8 protein-coding genes are annotated in these 8,150 nt (G+C 66.0%); 2 read left to right on the top strand and 6 right to left on the bottom strand.

The genetic code is table 11. The features are described 5' to 3' along the window. Positions 1 to 72: 72 nt before the first annotated feature. The 3 genes from EST92_RS32730 to EST92_RS29685 all read right to left on the bottom strand — a co-directional run bounded on the left by EST92_RS32730 (position 73) and on the right by EST92_RS29685 (position 2,774). Positions 73 to 294, bottom strand: a complete 222-nt coding sequence (locus tag EST92_RS32730) for a chorismate-binding protein (RefSeq protein ID WP_343283818.1) — start codon at positions 292 to 294, stop codon at positions 73 to 75. A 490-nt stretch (positions 295 to 784) separates the two neighbouring features. Further along, a complete protein-coding gene (locus EST92_RS29690; protein WP_129283785.1) occupies positions 785 to 2,203 on the bottom strand; it encodes an FAD-dependent oxidoreductase in 1,419 nt (472 codons plus the stop codon). 61 nt (positions 2,204 to 2,264) lie between these two features. Beyond that, positions 2,265 to 2,774, bottom strand: coding sequence for an ATP-binding protein (locus tag EST92_RS29685; protein ID WP_343283817.1), 510 nt, complete (start codon positions 2,772 to 2,774; stop codon positions 2,265 to 2,267). Between the two features lie 274 nt (positions 2,775 to 3,048). Between EST92_RS29685 and EST92_RS29680 the strand changes: the two genes are divergently transcribed. Beyond that, positions 3,049 to 4,458: a hypothetical protein gene (locus EST92_RS29680; RefSeq protein ID WP_216849140.1), complete on the top strand. Its 1,410-nt coding sequence runs from the start codon at positions 3,049 to 3,051 to the stop codon at positions 4,456 to 4,458. A gap of 26 nt (positions 4,459 to 4,484) precedes the next feature. Then, positions 4,485 to 5,102 carry a GNAT family protein gene (locus tag EST92_RS29675; RefSeq protein WP_129283784.1) on the top strand — a complete coding sequence of 206 codons (618 nt, stop codon included), beginning with the start codon at positions 4,485 to 4,487 and terminating at the stop codon, positions 5,100 to 5,102. Between the two features lie 83 nt (positions 5,103 to 5,185). Here EST92_RS29675 and EST92_RS29670 read toward each other — a convergent pair whose 3' ends face one another. From EST92_RS29670 to EST92_RS29660, 3 genes are read right to left on the bottom strand one after another with little or no spacing between them, the layout of a single operon-like run. Continuing rightward, entirely contained in the window at positions 5,186 to 6,097 is a 912-nt protein-coding gene (locus EST92_RS29670; protein WP_129283783.1) for a hypothetical protein, read from the bottom strand. After that, positions 6,094 to 7,452: a WXG100 family type VII secretion target gene (locus EST92_RS29665; protein ID WP_129283782.1), complete on the bottom strand. Its 1,359-nt coding sequence runs from the start codon at positions 7,450 to 7,452 to the stop codon at positions 6,094 to 6,096. Before EST92_RS29665 ends, EST92_RS29670 begins: the two co-directional genes overlap by 4 nt. After that, the gene (locus tag EST92_RS29660) at positions 7,452 to 7,769 is read right to left on the bottom strand and encodes a WXG100 family type VII secretion target (RefSeq protein WP_129283781.1); all 318 of its coding nucleotides are present in this window, start codon (positions 7,767 to 7,769) and stop codon (positions 7,452 to 7,454) included. Before EST92_RS29660 ends, EST92_RS29665 begins: the two co-directional genes overlap by 1 nt. Between the last annotated feature and the right edge of the window lie 381 nt (positions 7,770 to 8,150).

The raw sequence follows: 8,150 nt of genomic DNA, 5'->3' as shown, positions 1-8,150 counted from the left end.
GTCTTGCGGGCGGGGGTGGGGTAGGGGGCCGGAGGCCCCGCTGGACGACTCCAGCGGACGGGAGTCCGGTACTCAGCTTTCCGTACGTGATCCACCGTTGCGGCACAGATCGACCAGCATGACGTGTTCGGCTTGTTCCTTGGCGCTCTCCCGCAGCTCCGCCACCCGGCGGGCGTCCTCGTCCGGTGCGGTCGCCCGGGGCACCGTGCCGGCGATGGGGCGCATGGAGAGGCTGTCGTCCTGGATGCGCACGCACAGCTCGGGCTCGCACCGATCACGGACCGGCCCGCCCACGGCACGAGGTACATGTAGGGCGAGGGATTGCGATGGCGCAACCGCCGGTAGACCTGCAGCGGCGTCAACTCACTCTCGACATCGACTTCCCGGATGATGCGCAGCAGATAGCGCTCTCCGCGATGTGCATCAGGGTGGAGAACGATGTGCAGGCGTCCGGTGGAGTCGTGAGCGTAGAGATGGTCCTGTGACAGGTTCGAGCGGGGATGAGGGCGCCACCAGTCCACGTCACCCACCCGCGACCGCAGGTACGGCTCGCCGCGGAACGGCTCGACGCACCGGCTTTGCACCGTCTGGAGGCGGGCGGACCGGTCTTCGAACAGCTCACGGTTGTGGCGGACGCGGATGCTGGTCAGCCGACCACAGGGTGGGGCCAGCGCGGCCTCGGGCACGAAGCTGTGCAGATGAGTGCGCTGTTCGACGGCAAAGCCCTGGTCCACCTCGACATCGAAGACGTGTCCGGCGAAGGTTACGGACGTCGTGGTGGTGGTCATGAGCGGCTCCCCGCGGGAACCGCGTCCTGGCTGCTGAGAAGCTCCTCGGTGGCCCCCGTGACCAGACGGCGTGCGATATCGACGCCCATCTTCACCGCGTGGTCCATGTTGCCGATCTCGTACCGCCAGGTACCGAACCGGCCGCGAGGGTAGATCGCTTGGTCTTCCAGCCACGGCACCGTCAACGCCAGCGCCTCGTCCCGGTCCAGAGTGGGGATCGGGTAGGCGTACGGGATCATCTCCACATGCGCGGTGGCCAGCTCGGCCAGCCCACGAACCAGGCGATGTCGTCGCAGCGCAGCATCGGCGGCTTTCACCAGAGCACGCTGGTTGACCCGAGTCCCGGGCATCACGGAGATCTCCGTCATCCATGAGCTGAAGGCGGTGGTGTCGGCGCCGGGGACGTTGGCAGGGGCGTACTTGCTGAAGTTGGTGGCGCGGTAGAACGGCACGTCGTCCTCCGGGAAGTAGAACCATGACCGCTCGTCCAGGGTGGGGGCTCGGTATCCGAGGCCGACCATGGCGACGGTGGTGTGCTTCAGCCGGCGGGCCGCCTCCCGTACGTCGGGTGGGCTCGTCGTCGTCATGGCGGCGAGTCGGTCCAGGGGCAGGGTTGCCACGACCTGGTCGAAAGGCACCGCCTCACCGCTCTCCAGTCGCACGAGGCAGGCGCCCGGATCGATCGACCTGGCCTTAGCTCGGGTACGGACTCGGTTGCCAAGGCGGGCGCCAAGTCGTCGCCAGATCTCTCCAGTCCCCCCGACGGAGGGGAAGGCGAACGTGGAGTTCGGTCCCCACCGCTGCATGGGGGCCTTGACACCGTAGAAAGCCGCCAGGATCTCGTTGAGGTCGACTGGTGCCACTCGCTCCGCGACCCAGCCTGCGCTCATCTTCTCTGGTGAGATCGCCCAGACCTTGGTGTTGTACGGGGCGAAGAAGCGCTCGACGAGGCCGCTTCCGTACTGGGCCTGTAGCCATGTGGCGAAGTCGGTGTCGGTCGGCAGGGTCTGTTCCCGCTGTTGGCAGGCGTGGGTCAGCGACACCAGGCACGCTTCGGCGTCGGCCTGCGGCAAGCAGTGGAGGTGCTGCTGGAAGGGGTAGGGCACCCAGCGGTCGCGGAATCGGATGTACGAGGACCGGTCGTGGTGCAGCAGTTCATGCGGGGCGAAGAGCTCGCCCAGGAGCCGGTCGAACTCTCCGAAGTGGGAGAAGACCACGTGGCCACCCAGGTCCCAGGTGAAGCCGGCACGATCGACCACGGATGATGCCAGCCCTCCGACGTTGGACGCCGCCTCCAGCAGGGTCCAGTTGCGGTGACCGAGCCGGTCCAGCTCGCTCGCGCACGCCAGTCCGCAGGGGCCGGCACCGAGGATGACGATGCGGCCGGAATGTAAGGGATATCGGAACTTGGGCATGAATTCCTCTTTTCTGTAGGGGAGTTCGAGCACGGCGTTTTGGCGGGTGGCGGCACCCTGGTCAGAGCTGGCGTTTGGGCGTGCGAGGGCCAGGCGCAGTGATCTTGAAGGTGAGCCAGACGGTCTTGCCGTTGCCGGGCTGGTCGTCCACGCCCCACTCGTCGGACAGCTCGTCCACCAGGAGCAGGCCGCGGCCCGAGGTGTCGTCGAGGCTCGGATGCTTTCGATGCGGCCGGCCCGCCCCCTGGTCGTGAACCTCCAGCCGAACCATCGGGCCACTGATGGTCAGCCGTGCCCGGAACCCGAAGCGGGGCGGACTCGCATGTACGAGCGCGTTGGCGGCGACCTCTGACAGGCACAGACACACGTCCTCCAGTCGGTCCCGGACTCCCCAGGCCGACAGAGCTTCGACGGCGAACTTCCGCGCCTCACTCACGGACGAGTCACGGTGAGGGAAGGTCCGCTCGTGCCACAGAGGCAGGCCGCTGCTGCTCCATGTCGCCTCCGCGCTCGGGGTTTCGGTACGGGGATCTGCCTGTCGCTGCGTCGTGCTGTCTCCTGCTGCTGGCACGGTGGAACACCACCTCGTCGCTCGCGTTCAGGGCGGGCATCGAGCCTGACGGCCAAGCGGCACGCCTCACCACGACATGAGCGCCGACGTCTGATTCGGGCTTGGCGAGGTGGACGACATGGGTACCGTCACGATGCCGCCGTCTCCACCGTCATCTCCTCGCACACGGCAGCTCTCACTCCTGATGGCGGCGTTGCGGGGCTACCGTCAACCGACGAGCCGACCGGAACCCATCGGGGGATTGATGGCTCAAAGGCCCACACTTCTAAGGACATTGATCACCAGACGCCACTGGCAGGTGTTCGAGACCTTCAAGCTTCACTTCGAGCGCACTGCCAACGAACTCGCCGAACAGGACCGTGATCCGACGCTTGTCGGCCTGACGCTGTCGAAGCGGCAGTTTGAGCGGTGGTACGGGGGCGAGGTGAAGACCCGCCCCTACCCGGCTCTGTGCCGGGTTCTGGAGGCGATGTTCCGATACCCCGTCGATGTCCTGCTCGGCCCGGCTGACGAGAGCGGCGCCACTATCGAGGCCGGCCAGCGGCTTCGGCTCGTCATGCCGACACAGCCGCCCTCATCCTCGCTCGACCCCCGTGAAGGGGACAGCGGCTTCGACGGCATCGAGTTCACCAGCAGACCCGTTCCAGGCGACAGCGCCGGCCGGGACACGTTAGAGAGGCAGGTCGCCATGGCAGCTCGTCGTGCATTCCGCTTCAGCGCGATGGCAGAAGGCAGCATCGTAGGCCCCGAGACCCTGGACGAGGTCCACCAGGAGGTACGTCGTCTAGCCGCCGCCTATCCGCGGCTGCCGCTGGCCACCCTCCTCGGCGACCTCGTCGAAGTACAGGACCTCTCCTTCCACTTCCTCGAACACGGGCACATCCGCCCCGTCCAAGCCCGCGAGTTGTACCTGCTCTCCGCCATCACCTCCGGCATGCTTGCCAAGGCCAGCCACGACCTCGGCGATCCGCGATCGGCGATGACACAGGCCCGGACCGCCTACGTATGCGCGGACAACGCCGACCACCACGCCATGCGCGCCTGGGTCCGCGGCCTGCAATCCCTGATCGCCTACTGGGACGGCCGACACCAGGAAGCCTCCAAATACGCTTCCCTCGGCATCTCCCAGGTGGGAGGCGTGACCGGCATCAGCGCCGTATGGCTGTCTTGCTTGCAAGCCCGTGCCGGAGCCGCACTCGGCGATGTGGCAGCCGTACGGGAATCCCTCGCAGAAGCCGAACGGGCCCGCGACGCGGCGTCCTGCGACGACCTGGACGAGTTCGGCGGCATCATGACCTTCCCCCTACCACGCCAGCTCTACTACGCCGCCGACGCCACCGCCTGGCTCCCAGACGCCCCCGAAGCACAACAACAGGCCGAAGCGGCCGTCGCCGCCTACCGCCAAGCGGAACCCGAAGACTGGGCATTCGGCGACCAGGCCGGCGCCCACACCGACCTTGCCCTCGCCCGCATCCATGCCGGAAATCTCGACGGCGTCGACGAGGCCATGCGACCCGTTCTCGACCTGTCCGCCGATCAGCGCATCAACGGCATCGTTGCCTCGGTGCGGCAGGTCCACACCGCGCTGCGTGCTCCCCGGTGGCTCACCGCACCCGAGACCCGCGCGGCACGGGAGGAAATCGAGGCGTTCACCGCGGCCCCTGTCTCTGCCCTGCCGAGGTAACACCGCCTGCGAGTAGGGTCCCGACCATGCATCCGGTCGACATCGCAGGCCCCCGGCTTCAGTTGCGCGAACTCACCAGCGACGACGTGGACGCCGTACACGCCATCTACGGTGACGCCGACGCCACTCGCCACCTGAGCTTCGAACCCCGAACCCGTGAACAGGTCCGGGAGATTGTCGTCCGCTCCATCGCCTCCTCCGGAGAGCAACCCCGCACCGAATACGCCCTCGGCGTGGTCCGCCAGGAGGAAAGCGACCTGGTGGGCTTCGCCCGCCTGGCACTCGACCCACACGCCCAGAAAGCCGCCACCATCGGCTTTGCCCTGCGCCCCCACACATGGGGCGCGGGCCTGGGCACCGAAATCGTTCACCTGATGTGCGCCCTCGGCTTCAACCACCTTGGCCTGCACCGCATCTGGGCCGCTCGCGCACCGTTGAACGCCGCCTCCGCCAAAACCCTGCTCCGCGCCGGTATGACGGAGGAAGGCCGCATCCGGGAGCACGTGTTCGTACGAGGAGCGTGGAGGGACTCGATCACGTACTCGGTCCTGGATCATGAATGGCGGGAGTCAGATGGATTCGCGACGACCAACGGGGGACTCCCGCCACACAGTGACCAAGCGCAGAGCGCCCGCCAGCCATGACAGCGGTATGCGGTCATGGCCAATGCACCAGCACTGCGTTCGGTCCGCCCCCTACCCGGTCAGATCCACGGAGGCGCTCGGCCTCATCCCCTGAACCAGGGCATGGGCTCGGGGCGGCGGTACCACCACCATGCCTTCTGTGCCGAACCAGCAGTTGGCTCATCGCGGCCATCAACGACAACGTGTTCTTCGTCGTCGACTGTCAGTTCCTGATAGAGGCTGTCGACCTTGTCGAGGTAGCGCTTGTACAGCGTGGCCACGTTCTCCGGGAGTTGGCGTAGATACCCCTCGATGTCATCGCGGTATCCGAGCACTTCCCGGTAGAACTCCACGGGGTACCAACCGGAGGGTTCCCAGTTGTTCTCTGCGCGTCGAGATAGCTTTTCCCACGCCCCCAGATATGACTTGGCAATCCGCGCCACCTCGGCAACGTCACCTGTGATGGTCGAATCACCCGCCTCGTTGCCATCTCCCTTCAACTGCTGGAGGGATTCCGCAAAAGAATCGGCCAGAGGTGTAGCAATCTTCTGCTCGCGCACTACTTCCGGAAGGTGCATCACAGGAACGTCTGGCAACCGATCGACGAATTCCTCAACTGCTGTGACTGTGAACGTTGGCTCGTCATCGTCTGACTCGCTCAGCCGAGCCCGCGTTGTCAGCCCTTCTGGGGTAACCAACCAGTGGGCGCTCATGGCGCTCTCCTGAGGCGGGTACAAAACGGGCGTACCAAGCCGGCGGGCGAGCGCTTCGGAGAATTCAGCTTCTGGAGGCTGCTGACCCATTGACTCCTGAGCATAAATGTCCAGGGATAGCGACACATTTCCCTGGACGTGAGAGTATTCACAGGATGCCAGGGCGTCCCAGTTGCGGTCTTCTTGGTCGCCGTCAGCGTCAGCGACGTCCACTTCGCTCTCTGGAACCCGGAAGATCGCAGCGAGAGATTCAGCCATGACTCCCGGGTCACAGCTATCGACGAGGAAAAGGTTGTACGTCATGGTGTGTAAGTCCCGTTGTAAATGGCCAAGGCCTTTTCGACGACTTCTGGGTTGTTGACGAAGCGAGGGTTCTTGGTCAGCTGCGGAGCCGCCGAGAGGTCCCCCTTAGCCTTTACGATCTGCGATAGCGCCGCGTACTCATTACGGTCCATTTCCACAAACCCTGGACCTTTGGCAGGGTATACGGTCCCGTTCTCGTGGACACCGTATGTGCGGCCGTTGATTTCATAGCGCTCACCGTCCGGAAGCCAGGTCCCCTTCCCTTCTGCGATGCCAGCGATATCCTTCTCGACCTCTTGGGAGTATCCCGGGAGGATGATGGTGTTCTCTTCCTTGATGTTCTTCCCTGCTCGGCCTGCGCCACCGATGGTATGCCGGTCGTTCGGCCGCTTGAGTGTTTTTCCTGCCGCTGGCCCCTTTAAATTGCTTGAGGCTTCCCAGCCGCTGGCCTTGGGAGTCCCGGAGGTTGCGCCGCTCCCCTCCGCGTTGCGCATCAAGGGGCGCCAGGTCGGGCCAACAGGACCGACAGGCCCCTCGCCGGCCATCGCAAAGCGAGGGCCCCCCAAGTTGGGTAGTGATATCTCGAAGTCGCGCAGCGGGTTCTTGAAGTTGCCCAAGCCATCCAGCTTCATCTTGCCGAAGGCGTTCTTGAAGCCACCGGCGTCGCCTACAGCCTTCGCCGCGCGGCCTGCGCCGCCCAGGGCGCCCCCCAGCAAGACCCCGCTGACTCCGGCGTCCTTGATCTCAGCCAGGTTGATGCCCTTCTGGTCACCGAGGAGGTTACGTCCGCCTTGGGCGACGACCACGTCGACAGTGATGGCTTCGATGCCGCCTATGGCGGCGGTGGCCAGGACTGTTCCGGCGATCTCCGCGACGGTGGCGGAAACGGCGACGCCCGCCGTACTCGCCGCGGCGACGATCGCCTCGGTGGCGCCGGCTGCCGCGACTTCGCTGATGCCTCCGGTGAAGAGGGCCAGGGCCGTGCCGGCGACCAGGACCGCGCCGGCGATCTCCAGCTCGTGCTCGATCTTCTTCTTCGCCTCGGCGACCTGGTCGGCGTACTTGTCCAGCGCCTTGGCCATGTCGCGGGCAGCGGTGGCCACGTCATCGAGGTAGCCCTTGCCGCCGCCGTGGTACTTGCGCCAGAACTCTCCGAACGCCTCGATCGACTTGCCCTTGTTGTTGTCGATCACGTCCTGGGCCCGCTTGTGACAGGCCGCCGTGCAGTCCTCGACATCGTCCGCGTACGTACGCCAGGCCCGCGCCGCTTCCCGGAGTTCGTCCTCGTCGCCCTCCGGCCACCACATGCCGGTGAGGTCCTGGACGATCTCCTTGGCCTTGTCGGCAGCGCCCATCACTTACCACCTTCAAAGCCGGACTTGGCCGAGTGGTCAGCGTCCTCGTGATTGGCTGCCATGTCGTTCATGGCCTTGGTGATGCTGGACAGGCCCTTGACAAGGGCCGCGGCTGCCTTCTCGATCTGCGCCTGGTGCGGGGCGTAGACGTGCTCGAACTTCTTGCCCTGCTCGTCACCGCCCCAAGGCTCCCCCAGCCCGCTCAGCGTGTGGCGAAGCTTGGCTGTCGCCCGTTCCAGGGCTACAGACTCCCGGTGGAATGTCGGTGCGGCGGACTTGAGTTGGTCGGTGTCTACGTCGAAGCCGTCGCCAGCCATGCCGTGCCTCCCCGTTGGCCGTGTACTCGTAACCCGTCGCGAGCCGCCGACGATGCGTCGGCTCACAGATAGCGACCCTCGCATACAGCACTGACAATCGCCCTGGTGGGAGCGCATTTCAGCCACCGTCCGACGCTGCCCGGCCAGTGGGACCAGGGGCAAGACTGCAGCCCCTGACAGCCGAATTCCGCAGAGGGCGATTCACCGAGCGCATTTCCGCAGCTCGCTACACGATCGCGGCTGAGCCACGGTCGGGCAGCGGCCTGTGGGGCAGCTAGCGGCGCGGGCGGCGCTGCTTGGCTGGTGCCGTGGTTACCGCTGTTGGCTGGGCGAAGGCAGGCCCGAGGGGCGGGTGCGGGGCCGCGGTGGTGGTGCGGGGGC

Origin of the sequence: Streptomyces sp. TM32, from assembly GCF_004122755.1 — a bacterium.
Classification (GTDB): Bacteria; Actinomycetota; Actinomycetes; order Streptomycetales; family Streptomycetaceae; genus Streptomyces; species Streptomyces sioyaensis.
This window is presented reverse-complemented; position numbering and strand designations above follow the sequence as displayed.

What these genes read in the sequence shown, in the direction of transcription:
- EST92_RS29690 (WP_129283785.1), bottom strand. Translation starts at nt 2,203, where the DNA reads ATGCCCAAGTTCCGATATCCCTTACATTCCGGCCGCATCGTCATCCTC.
- EST92_RS29675 (WP_129283784.1), top strand. Translation starts at nt 4,485, where the DNA reads ATGCATCCGGTCGACATCGCAGGCCCCCGGCTTCAGTTGCGCGAACTC.
- EST92_RS29670 (WP_129283783.1), bottom strand. Translation starts at nt 6,097, where the DNA reads ATGACGTACAACCTTTTCCTCGTCGATAGCTGTGACCCGGGAGTCATG.
- EST92_RS29665 (WP_129283782.1), bottom strand. Translation starts at nt 7,452, where the DNA reads ATGGGCGCTGCCGACAAGGCCAAGGAGATCGTCCAGGACCTCACCGGC.
- EST92_RS29660 (WP_129283781.1), bottom strand. Translation starts at nt 7,769, where the DNA reads ATGGCTGGCGACGGCTTCGACGTAGACACCGACCAACTCAAGTCCGCC.